Annotated in this window: 17 protein-coding genes; 5 read left to right on the forward strand and 12 right to left on the reverse strand. The window is 58.6% G+C overall.

Going from position 1 to position 15,833, the window contains the following annotated elements; all coding sequences use genetic code 11:
- The first annotated feature begins 111 nt into the window (after positions 1–111).
- Genes AC07V4_RS13495 through AC07V4_RS13505 form a run of 3 tightly spaced genes read left to right on the forward strand, consistent with a single transcriptional unit; the run spans position 112 to position 1,969 of the window.
- Entirely contained in the window at positions 112–483 is a 372-nt protein-coding gene (locus tag AC07V4_RS13495; protein ID WP_492636836.1) for a septal ring lytic transglycosylase RlpA family protein, read from the forward strand.
- Positions 484–542: 59 nt separating this feature from the next.
- Positions 543–1,589, forward strand: coding sequence for a calcium/sodium antiporter (locus AC07V4_RS13500; RefSeq protein ID WP_492636968.1), 1,047 nt, complete (start codon positions 543–545; stop codon positions 1,587–1,589).
- On the forward strand, positions 1,586–1,969 hold the full coding sequence (locus AC07V4_RS13505; protein ID WP_492636835.1) for a carboxymuconolactone decarboxylase family protein: 384 nt from the start codon (positions 1,586–1,588) through the stop codon (positions 1,967–1,969). The genes AC07V4_RS13500 and AC07V4_RS13505 overlap by 4 nt, the downstream gene beginning before the upstream one ends.
- 109 nt (positions 1,970–2,078) lie before the next feature.
- Here AC07V4_RS13505 and AC07V4_RS13510 read toward each other — a convergent pair whose 3' ends face one another.
- From AC07V4_RS13510 to kdgD, 5 genes are all read right to left on the reverse strand, one after another.
- Positions 2,079–3,020, reverse strand: a complete 942-nt coding sequence (locus AC07V4_RS13510; protein WP_492636834.1) for an AEC family transporter — start codon at positions 3,018–3,020, stop codon at positions 2,079–2,081.
- A gap of 174 nt (positions 3,021–3,194) precedes the next feature.
- Positions 3,195–4,748, reverse strand: coding sequence for a galactarate dehydratase (garD, locus tag AC07V4_RS13515; protein WP_492636833.1), 1,554 nt, complete (start codon positions 4,746–4,748; stop codon positions 3,195–3,197).
- Between the two features lie 11 nt (positions 4,749–4,759).
- A complete protein-coding gene (locus AC07V4_RS13520) occupies positions 4,760–6,127 on the reverse strand; it encodes an MFS transporter (RefSeq protein ID WP_492636832.1) in 1,368 nt (455 codons plus the stop codon).
- A 186-nt stretch (positions 6,128–6,313) separates the two neighbouring features.
- The gene (locus AC07V4_RS13525; RefSeq protein ID WP_492636831.1) at positions 6,314–7,759 is read right to left on the reverse strand and encodes an aldehyde dehydrogenase family protein; all 1,446 of its coding nucleotides are present in this window, start codon (positions 7,757–7,759) and stop codon (positions 6,314–6,316) included.
- Between the two features lie 54 nt (positions 7,760–7,813).
- Positions 7,814–8,725, reverse strand: a complete 912-nt coding sequence (gene kdgD, locus AC07V4_RS13530; RefSeq protein WP_106578655.1) for a 5-dehydro-4-deoxyglucarate dehydratase — start codon at positions 8,723–8,725, stop codon at positions 7,814–7,816.
- A gap of 236 nt (positions 8,726–8,961) precedes the next feature.
- On the opposite strand from kdgD, the gene AC07V4_RS13535 reads away from it, so the two are divergent.
- Both AC07V4_RS13535 and AC07V4_RS13540 read left to right on the forward strand, forming a co-directional pair.
- Positions 8,962–10,119 (forward strand): phospholipase, encoded by a 1,158-nt coding sequence (locus tag AC07V4_RS13535; RefSeq protein WP_492636830.1) that lies wholly within the window; start codon positions 8,962–8,964, stop codon positions 10,117–10,119.
- 151 nt (positions 10,120–10,270) lie between these two features.
- Positions 10,271–10,462, forward strand: a complete 192-nt coding sequence (locus AC07V4_RS13540; protein ID WP_178952014.1) for a hypothetical protein — start codon at positions 10,271–10,273, stop codon at positions 10,460–10,462.
- A 9-nt stretch (positions 10,463–10,471) separates the two neighbouring features.
- Here the strand turns inward: AC07V4_RS13540 and AC07V4_RS13545 are convergent, their stop codons facing one another.
- The 7 genes from AC07V4_RS13545 to rpsI form a co-directional block, all read right to left on the reverse strand.
- Complete coding sequence (locus AC07V4_RS13545; RefSeq protein ID WP_492636829.1) at positions 10,472–11,221, reverse strand: FadR/GntR family transcriptional regulator; 750 nt, start codon at positions 11,219–11,221, stop codon at positions 10,472–10,474.
- Between the two features lie 158 nt (positions 11,222–11,379).
- On the reverse strand, positions 11,380–11,799 hold the full coding sequence (locus AC07V4_RS13550) for a ClpXP protease specificity-enhancing factor (RefSeq protein WP_431752031.1): 420 nt from the start codon (positions 11,797–11,799) through the stop codon (positions 11,380–11,382).
- A 17-nt stretch (positions 11,800–11,816) separates the two neighbouring features.
- Entirely contained in the window at positions 11,817–12,434 is a 618-nt protein-coding gene (locus tag AC07V4_RS13555; RefSeq protein ID WP_016971566.1) for a glutathione S-transferase N-terminal domain-containing protein, read from the reverse strand.
- Positions 12,435–12,583: 149 nt separating this feature from the next.
- The gene (locus tag AC07V4_RS13560; protein WP_431752030.1) at positions 12,584–13,363 is read right to left on the reverse strand and encodes a cytochrome c1; all 780 of its coding nucleotides are present in this window, start codon (positions 13,361–13,363) and stop codon (positions 12,584–12,586) included.
- Positions 13,363–14,574 carry a cytochrome b gene (locus tag AC07V4_RS13565; protein ID WP_123714564.1) on the reverse strand — a complete coding sequence of 404 codons (1,212 nt, stop codon included), beginning with the start codon at positions 14,572–14,574 and terminating at the stop codon, positions 13,363–13,365. The genes AC07V4_RS13560 and AC07V4_RS13565 overlap by 1 nt, the downstream gene beginning before the upstream one ends.
- Entirely contained in the window at positions 14,574–15,170 is a 597-nt protein-coding gene (gene petA / locus AC07V4_RS13570; RefSeq protein WP_003216040.1) for a ubiquinol-cytochrome c reductase iron-sulfur subunit, read from the reverse strand. The genes AC07V4_RS13565 and petA overlap by 1 nt, the downstream gene beginning before the upstream one ends.
- 266 nt (positions 15,171–15,436) lie before the next feature.
- Positions 15,437–15,829 carry a 30S ribosomal protein S9 gene (rpsI, locus tag AC07V4_RS13575; RefSeq protein ID WP_016971570.1) on the reverse strand — a complete coding sequence of 131 codons (393 nt, stop codon included), beginning with the start codon at positions 15,827–15,829 and terminating at the stop codon, positions 15,437–15,439.
- Between the last annotated feature and the right edge of the window lie 4 nt (positions 15,830–15,833).

Below are 15,833 nucleotides of genomic sequence, written 5' to 3' on the forward strand. Positions count from 1 at the left end.
TGGGAGGGGGCTTGCCCCCGATGAGGGTGTGTCAGTCAGCAATTTTATTGACTGACTCATCGCTATCGGGGGCAAGCCCCCTCCCACATTTGATAGGGGGATAACCTGGAAATGAAGCGTCTATTAGGCCTCCTGGCCCTGTTCTCCCTGTTGGCCGGTTGCGCCAGCGGCCTCATCGACCCCAACGGCTACGACGAAACCGGCACCGCTTCCTATTACGGCGCCAAACACCATGGCAAAAAGACCGCCAGCGGTGAACCTTTCAACCAGAACTCCTTGACCGCCGCCCATCGGCGCTTGCCCTTCGGCACCCAGGTCAAGGTCACCAACCTCGCCAACAACAGATCCGTGGTGGTACGCATCAATGACCGCGGCCCACATACCCGTGGACGCCTGATCGATCTTTCACGCAAGGCGGCTGAGCAACTGGGTATGCTCGGTAGCGGCACCGCACGGGTTCGCGTGCAAGCCATGCGCAACTGAGCGAGGCCGCCTTGAGTATTTTCGGATTGAACGCCCTCTCGCCCTGGAGCCTGGCCGAACTGATCAGCGGCCTGCTGCTGTTGATCATCGGCGCGGAAATCCTGGTGCGCGCGGCAGTACGCTTGGCCGCCAGCCTCAAGGTGCGGCCACTGATCATTGGCTTGAGTATCGTCGCCTTCGGCAGCAGCGCACCGCAGATGACCGTCAGCCTGCAAGCCACCCTGGCCGGCAATACCGATATTGCCGTGGGCAGTGTGATCGGCAGCAGTATCTTCAACATCCTTGTGACCCTGGGTTTGTCTGCGCTGATCATCCCATTGCGGGTATCGCGGCAACTGGTGCGCCTGGACATTCCGGTGATGATCCTCGCCGGGGGGCTGGTATTTGCCTTGGCGGCCAATGAAACACTGACGCCGTTCGATGGCCTGCTGTTGCTCACGGCTTTGGTCGGTTACCTGGGCCTTTTGCATTACCAGACCCGCCACTCGCGCCGCCCGCGCACGTTGGACACCGTGGCCAAGGCGCCTTGGTTGAGCAGCGTATTGCTGATGGTGGGTGGGTTCCTGGTACTGGTGCTGGCCGGGCATCTGCTGTTGGGGGCGGCGGTGGATGTCGCGGGAGACCTGGGCCTGTCGGAACGCATCATCGGCCTCACGCTGATCGGCGTCGGCACCTCACTGCCCTGCCTCGCCACCTCGTTGATTGCAGCGCTGCGCGGCGAGCGGGAAATCGCCGTGGGTAACGTGATTGGCAGCAATTTGTTCAACCTGCTGGGGGTGTTGGGCTTTACCGCGATGGTGGCGCCGTCGCCACTGTCGGTATCACCCAACGCCCTGGACTTCGACCTGCCGGTGATGCTCGGCGCGATCACGCTGTGCCTGCCGGTGTTCTATACCGGCTATCGCGTCACTCGTGCCGAAGGCCTCGTACTGCTGGGACTGTATCTGGCGTACGGCCTGCATGTGATTGCGTTCACCACCGGCATGCCCCTGGCCAACAAGCTTGAACAGTTGATGCTGTATTACGTCCTGCCGGCGCTGGTGATGTTGCTGTTATTCACATCGCTACGGGCCTGGCGCCGCCAACACAAGAGGGAATCGCAATGACCGATCAGAAAAAGCCCGGGGTTGAAATGCGTCGCCAGGTGATGGGCGACGTGTTCGTCGACCGCGCCTTGGGCAACGCCACCGAATTCACCCAGCCGTTGCAGGACTTCGTCAACGAACACGCCTGGGGCAGCGTGTGGAGTCGCGAAGGTTTGCCGCTGAAGACTCGCAGCCTGATCACCCTCGCCGCGCTGACTGCGCTCAAGTGCCCGCAGGAACTCAAAGGCCATGTGCGGGGCGCACTGAATAATGGCTGCACAGTGGAAGAGATTCGCGAAGCGCTGTTGCATTGCGCGGTGTATGCCGGGGTGCCGGCGGCGATCGATGCGTTTCGGGCGGCGCAAGAAGTCATTGAGGCGTATCAGGCCGACCAGCAGTGACGGTCAGATAGCATTCGCGGGCAAGCCCGCTCCCACATTTTGATTTGCGAACACATTCAAAGGTGGGAGGGGGCTTGCCCCCGATTGGCCCTCACAAACACCTGAGAAATCAGATCCATCCACCCGCCTGCAACACAAAGATCCCGATATTCGTGGTCACCGCCGCCATCAAGGTGGTGATCACGATAATGGCTGCCGCCAGTTCATGATTACCCTCGGCCGCCCTGGCCATGACGAAACTGGCTGCTGCCGTGGGTGCGCCGAAGTACAGAAACAGAATACCCAGCTCCGGCCCGCGAAAGCCCAACAACCAGGCACCGAGCGTCGCCAGGACCGGCAGGCCGATCATTTTCACCAGGCTGGCACTCAGGGCGATGTTCCCGCTTTTGCGCAACGCCGCCAGCGACAGGGTGCCGCCGATACAGATCAACGCCAGCGGCAAGGTCATGTCCGCCAGGTACCGACCGGAAGACTCCAACCAACCCGGCAGGCCGATCTTGAAAATCGCGAACGGCGCAGCCGCAATCACACTGATGATCAGCGGGTTGGCCACCACACTTTTGAAGATGCTCCACGGGTCGGATTTGATCACCGGGCTGTACACCGCCAGCACAATGGTCGAGAGCGTGTTGTAGAACAGGATCACCAGGGCCGCGAGGATCGCGCCGAGGGAAATGCCGTAGTCGCCGTACATGCTGGCGGCCAGCGCCAGGCCGATCACGCCGTTATTGCCACGAAACGCGCCCTGGGCGTAGATGCCCCGGTCCTCACGCGGGCAACGAAAAATCGCCCAGCCCCAGGCCAAGGCAAAACTGAGCAAAGTGGCCACGGCAAAGTAGATCAGCAGCCCCGGCTTGAGCGCCGAGTGCAGGTCCGCATGCAGGATGCCCAGGAACAGCAGTGCTGGCATGGTGACGTTGAACACCAGGGACGAAGCGGTGTGGATAAAGTTGTCGTTGATCCAGTTGATGCGCTTGAGCAGCACCCCCAATAGCAGCATGGCAAACACCGGCGCGGTGATGGTCAGGGTGGTGAGGAAAATTGCCAGCATGCCGGGGAGAACCTTGGTGGGTGTCGTCAGGTGGCTAATGATAAGCCATGCAATCCGGTTCGTCTGGGCAACACCGATCAAATGTGGGAGCTGGCTTGCCTGCGATTGCAGTATGTCAGTCAACAAATGAGTTGCTGACACTCCGCAATCGCAGGCAAGCCAGTTCCCACAGAGTCAGGTGATGGGGGCTGGGTTGAACAAGGTGATGTCGTTATGCAGCTTATGCCGCTCCGCCCACGTCTGCTTTTTGCCACTCGCCACATCCAGGTAGAAATGAAACAGCTCCCACCCCAACTCTTCGATACTCGCGCGCCCGGTGGCAATACGCCCTGCGTCGATATCGATGAGGTCCGGCCAACGCTGCGCCAACTCCGTGCGGGTCGACACCTTCACCACCGGCGCCATTGCCAACCCATACGGCGTACCACGCCCGGTGGTGAACACATGCAGGTTCATCCCCGCCGCCAGTTGCAAGGTGCCACACACAAAGTCGCTGGCCGGTGTCGCGCAGAAAATCAGGCCCTTGCCCTTGAACCGCTCGCCTGGGCCGAGCACGCCGTTGATCGCACTGCTACCGGATTTGACGATCGAACCCAGGGACTTCTCGACAATGTTCGACAGCCCGCCCTTCTTGTTGCCCGGCGTGGTGTTGGCACTGCGATCCGCCTCGCCCTTGGCCAGGTAGCGGTCGTACCAGTCCATTTCCCTGACCAACTCCCGGGCAACGTCCTCGTTCTGGGCACGAGACGTCAGCAAGTAGATGGCATCGCGGACTTCAGTCACTTCGGAAAACATCACCGTCGCCCCGGCCCGCAACAACAAGTCCGAGGCATACCCCAACGCCGGGTTGGCGGTGATGCCGGAAAACGCATCACTACCGCCGCACTGCATCCCCAGGATCAGCTCAGACGCCGGCACGGTTTCACGGCGACGCTGGTCGAGCTTCTTCAAGCGGGTTTCGGCCAGCGCCATGATCTGCTCGATCATTTCCGTGAAGCCGTGGCTGGAATCCTGCAGGCGATACAACCACGGCTCACTCAGGTCGACGGAACTGTCGTTGTCATGCATCACCTGCCCGGCCTGCAATTTCTCGCACCCCAGGCTGATCACCAACGCTTCGCCTCCCAGGTTCGGGTTGCGCGCCAGGTTGCGTACCGTGCGAATCGGAATGTAAGCATCTGTCGCGGTGATCGCCACGCCACAACCGTAGCTGTGGGTCAGTGCTATCACGTCATCGACGTGCGGGTACTTGGGTAGCAGTTCGGCCTTGATGCGCTTGACCGCATGGTCCAGCACACCGGTGACGCACTGCACCGTGGTAGTAATGCCGAGGATATTGCGCGTCCCCACGGTGCCATCAGCGTTGCGATACCCCTCGAAGGTAAATCCTTCCAGTGGCGCTTGAGTCTCAGGCACCTCGGTGGATAGCGGCAAACTGTCCAGTGGCGGCGCAGTAGGCATGCGCAGTTGGTCTTCCTGCACCCAACTGCCACGGGGAATCGGCGCCAGGGCGTAACCAATGGTCTGACCATAGCGAATGATCCGACCGCCTTCGGGAATGTCTTCCAGGGTCACCTTGTGGCTCTGGGGGATGAAATCCACTGTCACCAATCCGTCCGGAAACTCGGTGCCAGCCGGTACGCCTTGGTCGTTGACCACGATCACCACGTTGTCGCGTTCGTGCAAACGAATGGAGCGCGGCGAATCGGCATGTTCAATCAACTGCATCACATCGCCCCTCAGGAATGCGCTTGGGTAAATTTAGTCAACTCAGGCCCTTGGCTGCTGGGCGGTTCTTTGAGCACCACACGCTTGATCGGGCCGACAATCACCAGGTAACTGAACACCGCCAGCAGCGCGTTGGCACCGACGAACACCAGCGCCCACTTGAACGAGCCGGTGGTGCTGATGATGTAACCGATCACGATCGGCGTGCTGATGGAGGCCAGGTTGCCAAACATGTTGAACAAACCGCCGCTCAACCCTGCGATTTGTTTCGGCGAAGTGTCGGACACCACCGCCCAACCCAGTGCGCCAACGCCCTTGCCGAAAAAGGCCAAGGCCATGAAGCCCACCACCATCCACTCGATATCCACGTAATTGCACGCCACGATGCTGCACGACACCAGCAACCCACCAATGATCGGCGCCTTGCGTGCGAACGTCAGCGAATGGCCCTTGCGCAACAGGTAGTCGGAAATCAGGCCACCCAGCACCCCACCGATAAACCCGCAGATCGCCGGCAACGACGCAATGAACCCGGCCTTGAGAATGGTCATGCCGCGCTCCTGCACCAGGTACACCGGGAACCAGGTCAGGAAGAAATAGGTGATGCCATTGATGCAGTACTGGCCCAGGTAAACGCCGAGCATCATGCGATTGGTCAGCAGTTGGCGGATGTAATCCCACTTGGGGCCGTCGGTTTTCTGGCCTTTGGCCTTGTCCTGATCCATGTCGACCATCGCACCGTTTGCGGCGATGTGGTTGAGTTCAGCCTCGCTGATCATCGGGTGCTGACGCGGACTGTGGATAACTTTCAGCCAGATCAGCGAGAACAGGATGCCGATGCCCCCCATCACGATAAATACGTGCTGCCAGCCGAAGGTGTAGACGATCCAGCCCATAAGCGGTGCAAACAGCACGGTGGCGAAGTACTGCGCTGAGTTGAAGATGGCCGATGCCGTACCGCGCTCCGCGGTAGGGAACCACGCTGCGACAATACGGGCATTTCCGGGAAACGACGGTGCTTCAGCCAACCCCACCAAGAAACGCAACATGAACAGCGCCACCACTGCCGTGGACACCCCGAACTCACCCACATAGCCTTGCAACACAGTGAACAGTGACCAGGTGAAGATACTCAGGGCATAGACTTTTTTCGAACCGAACCGGTCCAGCAACCAGCCACCGGGGATTTGCCCGGCCACGTAGGCCCAACCGAATGCAGAGAAGATATAACCGAGGGTGACCGCGTCGATGCCGAGGTCTTTTTGCAGGCTGGAGCCGGCGATAGCGATAGTGGCCCGGTCGGCGTAGTTGATCGTGGTCACCAGAAACAGCATGAGCAGGATCAAATAGCGGACGTGGGTCGGCTTGGTCGCTTGCATGAAGAAGTACTCCCACTAATTATTTTTTTTGCGGGTAATGGTTTTCTGTTTTCAGCGTGGGGACCGCTTTATGTGGGAGCCGGGCTTGCCCGCGATGCAGGCACCTCGGTGTGTCTGTGACACCGCGGTGATGCTATCGCAGGCAAGCCAGCTCCCACAGGAGCCGGTGCCGACAGGTGTTGCGAGTTACGAACCGATGTAGCTGGTCTTCACCACCGTGTAGAACTCTTGCGCATAGCGACCTTGCTCACGCGAACCGTAGGATGAACCCTTACGGCCACCGAAAGGAACGTGGTAATCCACGCCCGCGGTCGGCAAGTTAACCATCACCATCCCGGCCTGGGAGTGGCGTTTGAAGTGGTTGGCGTACTTCAGCGACGTAGTGGCGATACCGGCCGACAGACCGAACTCGGTGTCGTTGGCCATGGCCAGCGCCGCTTCGTAATCCGCCACGCGTACCACGTTGGCCACCGGGCCGAAGATCTCTTCACGGCTGATGCGCATGGCGGCCTCGCTGTCGGCAAACAGTGTGGGCGCCAGGAAGTAACCTTCGGTATCGCATGTCACCAGACCGCCACCGCTCACTAGCCGTGCGCCCTCGCTTTGACCGATATCGATGTATTTCAAGTCCTGGTCCAGTTGGGCCTGGGACACGACCGGGCCGATATCAGTGCCGCTTTTCAGGGCGTGCCCGACCTTGATCGACTTCATACGCTCGGCCATGGCCGCAACGAAGCGGTCGTGGATGGCGTCGGTGACAATCAAGCGACTCGATGCGGTGCAACGCTGGCCGGTGGAGTAGAACGCACTCTGCACCGACAGCTCGACGGCCTGCTTGAGGTCGGCGTCATCGAGGATGATCTGAGGGTTCTTGCCGCCCATTTCCAACTGCACTTTGGCCTGGCGCGACACGCAACTCACGGCGATCTGACGGCCTACGCCCACGGAGCCAGTAAAACTGATGCCGTCGACTTTCGGACTGTTGACCAACACATCACCGACTACACGGCCGCTGCCCATCACCAGGTTGAACACACCGGCGGGGAAACCGGCGCGGGAGATGATTTCCGCCAGGGCCCAGGCGCAACCCGGCACCAGTTCAGCCGGTTTGATCACCACGCAGTTGCCGTAGGCCAAGGCTGGGGCAATTTTCCAGGCGGGGATAGCAATCGGGAAATTCCACGGGGTGATCAGGCCAACCACGCCCAAGGCTTCGCGGGTGACTTCAACATTGACGCCCGGGCGCACCGACGGTACGTAATCACCGGACAGGCGCAGGCATTCGCCGGCGAAGAACTTGAAGATATTCCCGGCGCGAGTCACTTCGCCGATGGCTTCGGGCAGGGTCTTGCCCTCTTCCCGGGCCAGCAAGGTGCCGAGTTCTTCGCGACGGGCGAGGATTTCGCTGCCGACTTTATCCAGGGCATCGTGACGAGCCTGAATGCCCGAGATTGACCATGCAGGAAACGCAGCGCGGGCCGCATCGATGGCGGCGTTGACCTGGGCTACGTCAGCCTTGGCGTATTCGCCGATGACATCGGACAACTCCGATGGGTTGAGATTGACGCAGTAGTCGGCACCGGCCACCCACTCGCCGTTGATGTAGTTTTCAAAACGCTTGGCTTGGGACACAAATCCTCTCCTGACGCAAAAGGCCGCTGATTACTCAGCGGCCTTGTTGATAAGTTACTGCGGACCTTGCTTGTCGATCAGCGCGGCCAAGGCTTCATACTCTTCCGGCAGCAGGTCGGTCAGCGGAGTACGGACCGGGCCTGCGTCGTAGCCGGCGATCTTGGCGCCAGCCTTGACGATGCTCACGGCATAACCCGCCTTGCGGTTACGGATATCGAGGTAAGGCAGGAAGAAGTTGTCGATGATCTTGGCGACGGTGGCGTGGTCATCCTTGGCAATCGCGTGGTAGAAGTCCATCGCGGTTTTCGGGATGAAGTTGAACACCGCCGAGGAGTACACCGGCACGCCCAGGGCCTTGTAGGCAGCGGCGTAAACCTCTGCCGTCGGCAGGCCGCCCAGGTAGCTGAAACGGTCGCCGAGTCGACGGCGGATCGACACCATCAACTCAATGTCACCCAAGCCATCCTTGTAGCCGATCAAGTTCGGGCAACGCTCGGCCAGGCGCTCCAACAATGGCGCAGTCAGGCGGCAGACGTTGCGGTTGTACACCACCACGCCGATCTTGACCGATTTGCACACGGCTTCCACGTGGGCGGCAACACCGTCCTGGCTGGCTTCGGTCAGGTAGTGCGGCAGCAGCAGCAAGCCTTTGGCACCCAGGCGTTCGGCTTCCTGGGCGTACTCGATGGCCTGACGGGTCGAACCACCCACACCGGCCAGGATCGGCACGCTGGTCGCACAGGTATCAACAGCAGTCTTCACCACTTGGGAATATTCGCTGGCGGCCAGGGAGAAAAACTCACCGGTGCCACCGGCAGCGAACAAGGCCGTGGCGCCGTAAGGGGCCAGCCACTCCAGACGCTTGATATAGCCCGCCTGGTGGAAGTCACCCTGGGCATTGAAATCGGTCACCGGGAAAGACAGCAGACCGTGGGAGAGGATGGACTTCAGTTCTTGTGGATTCATTATTCGAACACCCTGGGCAAAGACTTTCTGTCGAAAGGTTGTTGTTGGTTTTGATGATGTCGTACGTCATCGTACAACTATAAAAAGATTCGTCAACTGCAATTCATCGGCCCTCCCTCACGACCGAACGTTTAGACACCCGTGCTTGACGTAGGGAATTATTCCTCTATGATCCAAATAACTGTATATACATACAGTTATTAAGGAAGATTCCTACGACATAGCAAGGAGCTAACATGTCAGGTCTTGAACTCGCGACACCCGAAAAAAACCCACCTACCCTGCGCTTCGAAGGGGGTGAACACACCGCCATCGGTGATGACACCCTGCTGCGTTTCGTCAAGGACGCGCCAGCGATCCCGGCACGACAAGTCGAACTGCATCTGCCCAACGGACTGGCGCTGACCTACGGCCAAGTGATTGCCTTGGGGGGCGACTTCTACGGCATCCCTGGACAGGCCATCAGCGATGGCGCTTCCCCAGCCGATCGCGTGCAGCGCTTTACCGCAGCATTCAATTCGCTGGCCGTGCTACCGGCGTCGCGGGAAGAAGCCAAGAAAATCCTCGCGGTGATGCAAAAGGAGATCAACGCGGTCAACCAGGCCATCAAGGATGGCAAGCAACCCCATGAAGTTTATGACGCGCTGGGTGATACGTTGTCTGAAGAATGGAACCGCATTACCGGTGGCGGCAGTGCCGTTTCCGCGCTGGTTCCGCTGGGACGCTACTTGAAGTTGGCGGCGGACAACGCCGACCACTTCGGTGAATGGGCGCTGTCGGCGTACCTGGCTGGCCATACGGCAGCGCTGCAACAGGCAGTGGTTGCGCATCAAACCGGTACCGACCAGGCACTGGAGCTGGCCTATGCCATGAACAGTTTTGCTGACCACTTCTTGACCGACCTATTCTCCGCCGGCCACCTGCGCGTGCCGCGCAAGCAACTGGCCGCCGTGGTGACACCGGGTGAGCTGGGCTCGCTAATCAGCCGTTTCATGCACGATGAAGACAGCAAGTTCGGGCTCAAGGTACGCAACGCCATGGGTGATCAATGGCATGCCTATGGGGATAAACGCTACTTCGACACCATCGATGCGGACAATCGGGTACAGGTCAAACGCGCAGTACAGGCGTCGGCCGATGAAATCTTCGCCACCTTTATCAGCGGCGTAGCCCCCTCCCCGGCCAATTTCAAGGCACCGTTGTATGTGCCCGACCTGAATGCGGCGCAGAACCCGGCGAATAACTTCTCGCCGTTGTTCAAGATGGAAGGGGACAAAGTGCTGCGCCGTCAGGATGTGAATGACCTGAACGACAAGCGCTGGACGAACGATTGGTGGGGGTGGAGTACGTATTTGTTGTTGAAGGATTACAAGCCGAATACGCCGCTGCCTTGAGCTGAGTTTGCCACAGGCGTATTCGATACCGCTCGTCAGAACTGTGAGTTCTGACAGTATCGACACTTCAATAGCCCTCTTAACGTGGATGTGCCCGCACTGGACGTGCGGGCACTCACCCAATCGTCTTCTTGCTCGATGAGACCTAATCATGGCGACTAAAATCCAGGCTAAATTCAAAAGCCCCAAGAAAAACAGCACTTCAAACGTCGACATTAGCGAACTGCCCATCAAAGGTGACTATATCAACCAGGATGGGCACCTTTTTGTCGTTGTGAAGAAAACGTTCTACTCGGAGAACGATGTCTTCACTGGCGTTGAATTCGAGCTGGCTGAAGCCTGACAGGCCTCTCTAAATTCGCTGCGCCTCCGCCTCTTCATGGGCATGGCGCAGCCGCTCCCGGCTATTGGTCAAATGCAGCCTCATCGCCGCCCTTGCCGCATCCGAATCCTGGCGCGCAATCGCCTCATAAATCTCTTCATGCTCGCGGCTCAAGCGGCCCATGTAATGCTGTTGGTCGTCATGGGCCAGGCGCGCCGAATTCAAGCGGGTACGCGGGATGATGCTGGTGCCCAGGTGGGTCATGATGTCGGTGAAGTAGCGGTTGCCGGTGGACAATGCGATCTCCAGATGGAACGCAAAGTCCGACGCCACTGCATCGCCAGCATGTGCTGCGCTTTCATTCAGGGCATCGAGGGCTGCGCGCATGGCGGCCAATTGTTCATCGCTACGGCGTAAAGCGGCCAGGCCGGCAGACTCCACTTCCAGGCTGATTCGCAGCTCCAGGATCGCCAGCACATCTCGCAAGGTCACGACCGTGGCCGGGTCAATCCGAAAGCCGCTGGGGCTTGGCGTATCCAACACAAAAGTGCCGATACCGTGACGGGTTTCCACCTGCCCTGCCGCCTGCAACCGCGAGATCGCTTCACGCACCACTGTGCGGCTGACCCCATGGGCGTCCATGATCGCCGACTCTGTGGGCAACTTATCACCGCGTTTGAGTTGACCGTCGCGGATCTGCTCGGACAACACCGTGACCAATTCCTGGGCAAGGCTGCGGCGCTTGCGGGGAAGACGAGGGGCGGTGTTGGCGTTATCCATGATGAATCATCTTTCTCGGCGAACTTGAGCACGCATCATAGCCCATGGCGGTTGTACGATCACCGTCCACTCACGACTTTCATCGTTATCATCCGCGCAAAAAAATGCCCCGGCACAAGCCGAGGCATTTTCAGGGTTCACACTTGGGTGAGAACCGCTTACTTCACCACTTTCAGGCTTGGCCGACCGCTAGGGCGCGGTGGCTCGGCATCCGGTGGCGGCACATCATCGCCGTCTTCGCCTTCGATCGATTCGTCTTCCCCTAAAGGCGACTCCAGATCAAATACCATGCCTTGGCCATTTTCTCGGGCGTAGATCCCAAGAATGGCGCCAATCGGCACGTACAGCGTATGTGGCACACCGCCAAAACGTCCTTCGAAGCTGACCGCTTCGTTGTCCATGTGCAGATGGCGCACGGCACTGGGTGATACGTTCAGAACGATCTGCCCATCACTGGCAAAACCCTGCGGTACCTGAACCGCAGGAAATTCGGAATTGACCAGCATGTGCGGGGTGCAATCGTTGTCCACAATCCACTCATAGAGCGCGCGGACCAGGTAGGGTCGACTGGAGTTCATCAGCGGCTCCTTAAGCCTTAGCGCATATCGCGTTCGACACCAGACAGACTCGCCTGGAAAGCCTCACGCGCAAACTGGCGCTCCATGTAATCAAGCAGCGGCTTGGCCGGCCGCGGCAATTCAATACCGAGAATCGGCAAACGCCAGAGTATCGGTAATAGGCAGCAATCCACCAAACTTTGTTCCTCACTGAGGAAAAAAGGCTTATCGGCAAACAGCGGCGAAACGCCGGTCAGGCTCTCGCGCAATTCCTTACGCGCCTGTACTCGAACGGCTTCCTTTGTACGTGAATCCAGAATCACATCCACCAGCCCGCACCAGTCACGCTGGATCCGATGGATCAGCAGGCGGCTGTTGGCACGCGCCACCGGATACACCGGCAGCAAAGGTGGATGCGGGTAACGCTCATCCAGGTATTCCATCACCACGGTCGACTCCCACAACGCCAGGTCACGGTCGACCAGGGTGGGCAAGCTGCCGTAAGGGTTCACTTCGATCAGCTTAGGCGGCTGACGGCCCGCCTCCACACTGATGATCTCGGCGCTGACACCCTTCTCTGCGAGTACGATGCGCACTCGGTGGGAATAGTGGTCGGCGGGGTCGGAGTAACAGGCCAACCGATTGGTCACGCCCATGGCGGTCCTCCTCGCTTGTTGAAATTATCGAAAGCTCAAAAACGAGCGCGCCCAGAGAGCATCTCCGTAACGTCCGGTTCAACCAGACTGCTACATGTTCAGAGATGCCGCTGGGCGCGCAAGATTAACAGCAATTGCTTACGGTTGGATCAATGCACATCCTTCCAGTATTCGCGCTTGAGCAGATAAGCGAATACGAAGAAGAAAGCCAGGTACAGCAACACATAGGTACCGATACGTTGGTGCTGCAATTTGACCGGGTTGGCCGAGTAGGCCAGGAAGGTCACCAGGTTCTTGACCTTCTCGTCGAACTGCTCTTCGTTCAGCGCACCGGTCTTGGGCACAATGGTCAGTTGATCGCACGCTTCGTGAGTCAAAGGCGTACCGGTCAACGGATCATATTGCTTCTTGCCGTCTTCAACGACCTGAACCTGCTTACATCCTACCACTTGGCGGCCCTGCAGGCTGACCAGAACGTTAGGCATGCCGACGTTCGGGAACACCTTGTTGTTGACGCCCCATGGACGCGCCGGGTCTTCGTAGAAGGATTTCAGGTAGCCATACAACCAATCCGTGCCACGCACACGCGCTACCAGCGTCAGATCAGGTGGTGCAGCACCAAACCAGGCCTTGGCGTCCGCCGGCTGCATGCCGATGTTCATGTGGTCGCCAATCTTGGCGCCGGTGAACACCAGGTTGTCGAGCATCACTTCGTGAGGAATGCCCAGGTCATCGGCAACACGCTCATACCGCTGGAACTTGGCGCTGTGGCAGCCCATGCAGTAGTTGGCGAACGTGCGTGCACCGTCTTGCATGGCGGCCTTGTCGGAGACGTCGATATCGACTTTTTCCAGATCAGGACCATGTTCGGCAGCGAAGGACAGAAGCGGCAGCGCCGCAAGCATCAAAGCAACGAATAACTTTTTCATCAGCCAGTCACCCTTTCCGGAACCGGTTTGGTCTTCTCGAGCCGGGTGTAGAACGGCATCAGAATGAAGTAGGCGAAGTACAGGAAGGTGCAGATCTGCGACAGCAGCGTGCGCTCTGGGGTCGGCGCCAATACGCCCAGTACACCCAGGATCACGAACGCAATGCAGAACACCCACAGCCAGATTTTGCTCAGCCAGCCTTTATAGCGCATGGACTTGACCGGGCTTCGGTCGAGCCACGGCAGCACGAACAGCAGCGCGATCGAAGCGCCCATCGCCATCACGCCCATCAGCTTGTCAGGGATTGCCCGCAAGATGGCGTAGAACGGCGTGAAGTACCAGACCGGGGCAATATGCTCAGGCGTCTTGAAGGCGTTGGCCTGTTCGAAGTTAGGCTTCTCCAGGAAATAACCGCCCATCTCCGGGAAAAAGAACACGATCGAGCAGAAGATAAACAGGAAGACGACTACGCCGACAATGTCCTTCACGGTGTAGTACGGGTGGAATGGAATGCCATCCAGCGGCACGCCGTTCTCGTCTTTATGCTTCTTGATGTCCACGCCATCCGGGTTGTTGGAACCCACTTCGTGCAGCGCCAGGATGTGCAAGACCACCAGGCCGAGAATCACGATCGGCAACGCGACAACGTGCAGGGCGAAGAAGCGGTTCAGGGTGATGCCGGAGATCAGGTAGTCACCACGGATCCACTGGGTCAGGTCGTTGCCGATGACCGGGATCGCACCGAACAGCGAAATGATCACCTGGGCGCCCCAGTACGACATCTGGCCCCATGGCAGCAGGTAGCCCATGAAGGCTTCGGCCATCAGCGCCAGGTAAATCAGCATGCCGAAAACCCACACCAGCTCGCGAGGCTTCTGGTACGAACCGTAGAGCAAGCCCCGGAACATATGCAGGTAGACGACGATGAAGAACGCCGAAGCGCCAGTGGAGTGCAGCAGACGCAGGATCGAGCCGTACTCGACGTCACGCATGATGTACTCGACAGAGGCGAACGCTTCTTCTGCCGACGGCGTGTAGCTCATCGTCAGCCAGACGCCTGTGACGATCTGGTTGACCAGCACCAGGAGCGCCAGGGAACCGAAGAAATAGAAGAAGTTGAAGTTTTTTGGCGCGTAATACTTGCTGAGGTGGTCTTCCCACATTTTAGTGGCGGGGAAACGCGCATCCACCCAATCCATGAACTTGCTCATCAGGCTTTCTCCCCCTCGTCGACGCCAATGACAATGACACTGTCAGTCTCGTAATGATGTGGCGGAACCGGCAGGTTCAAGGGTGCGGGTTGTGACTTGTAGACACGGCCAGCCAGATCGTAGTGAGAACCGTGGCAAGGGCAGAAATAACCACCGACCCAGTCTTTGCCGAGGTCGGCAGGAGCAACTTCCGGACGGAAAGTAGGCGAGCAGCCCAGGTGGGTGCAGATACCGATCAGCAGCAGGATCTCTGGCTTGATCGAACGAATTTCCTTATCGACGTAAGCGGGTTGGTCGGAATTCTTCGAGTCCGGGTCAGACAGCTGACCTTCGATTTTCTTCAGATTCCCCAGGATCTCCTCGGTACGACGAACGATGAACACTGGCTGACCGCGCCACTCAGCAATCATTTGCTGGCCTGGGTCGATCTTGCTGACATTCACCTTCACCGGTGCACCTGCGGCTTTCGCCTTGGCACTGGGAAACCATGACCCCACGAACGGGACCGCAGCCCCCACCGCTCCTGCAGCACCCACCACGGATGTGGCTGCTACCAAGAAGCGACGCCGGCCTGCATTCACGCCGTCATTGCTCATTCAGTCCTCTCCCATCAGCTTTTTGGCCTGTTAAATCAGGCGTCTACTAAGTGTTGAATCTTTACTTATAAAAATTTTGACGGATGGTAATGAAAAGCCCCACGTATGACAAGGGAATTGCCCGGAGCTCCCCCTCCAAGCCTTGTAGTATAGGGGGTCTACGGATGTGGCAAGTTGTCACGGCGAAATTTCTGCATAAATCGCAGGCAATAAAAAACGCCCAGCTCCGTGAGGAGGCTGGGCGTTTTTGTGGAACGTAAAGCGAATTAACGCTTCGAGTACTGCGGACGCTTACGCGCTTTACGCAGACCGACTTTCTTACGTTCAACTTCACGAGCATCGCGAGTAACGAAGCCAGCTTTGCGCAGAGCGCTACGCAGGGTTTCGTCGTAGCTCATCAGTGCGCGAGTGATACCGTGGCGGATTGCGCCAGCTTGACCACTTACACCGCCACCGATAACGGTGACGTAGATGTCGAACTTTTCAACTGTCTCGGTCAGTTCCAGCGGCTGACGAACTACCATGCGGGCAGTTTCGCGACCGAAGAAGTTGTCCAGGGAGCGGTTGTTGATCGAGATGTTACCAGTGCCCGGACGCAGGAAAACGCGTGCGGTTGCGGTTTTGCGACGGCCAGTGCCGTAATTTTGAGTCGCCGACATAATG

This window comes from Pseudomonas sp. GW821-FHT03A09, assembly GCF_059421065.1.